Raw genomic sequence first — 846 nt, 5'->3', positions numbered from 1 at the left:
GGGGTTATTGCTCATCGCCGCTAAAGCTTGGTTAAGATTGGATTGCTGCTCTGGGTTGATTTGGTATTGATCCGATGTAGGATTTTTAGGCGACATAACGATGTTTGTTACATTGACCTTATTATAGGGAAGTTTAGAAATCTCTTCGCTCAAATTCTTAGCGTTGTTATAGGCGGTTACGATTTCTGTTTGATTGGATTTTAGGTTATAGACATCTCTAGCCACGCTTAAAGCCGAATCCAAACGATTGCCATAATTAGCTACATTGTTTTGAACCGCATTAATTTCTTTATTCAAATTCACATTCTGTCTGTAAGGGTTAGTAGGAGTTTTACCCAAATGTGGCACTTTCAAGTAAGCGTTCTCCAAATACTTAAGTTGGTCTTTAGGAATGGAATTAAAGAGATTGAAGATATTTGAAGCGTTAGAAAGGATTTGCTTTTGGTTTTGAGCTAAAGCGTAAATGTCTTTAGCAAATTCACGATTTGTTTGAGATCCTGTAGCTCGAGCTTGCAAGTTAGTAGATAGGGTGTGGTTGCTCTGAGTTAGTTTGAGCGCTTCTTGCAAGTAAGGTAGCATCGCCTTGATGTTGTTAAACACCGCATAGTCGGTTACAGGACCAGTGGATGTGATAGCACCAGCACCATCGGCTCTGTTTGAAACACCTGCGATGACTATATTTTTCCACACCATAGAAACCTTGGTCTGTTCGATTAAATCCATAAGCTCTTGCGCGGTTTTAAGAGCTGTAGTCATGGAAGTTTTGTTTTGATTTGATTGATCGCTAGAACATTCTGATAAGGCACAGAGATTGCCTTGAGCTTTTTGGAGGTTTTCGGCGAGTGC

At 40.1% G+C, this 846-nt stretch carries 1 protein-coding gene; it reads right to left on the bottom strand.

The window, feature by feature from the left end; genetic code table 11:
- The coding region (sabA, locus tag BZK24_RS08415) for a Hop family adhesin SabA/HopD (protein WP_524707213.1) at positions 1-846 on the bottom strand (846 nt) is incomplete at both ends.

Origin of the sequence: Helicobacter pylori, assembly GCF_001998165.1 — a bacterium.
GTDB classification, from domain to species: domain Bacteria; phylum Campylobacterota; class Campylobacteria; order Campylobacterales; family Helicobacteraceae; genus Helicobacter; species Helicobacter pylori_DL.
This window is presented reverse-complemented; position numbering and strand designations above follow the sequence as displayed.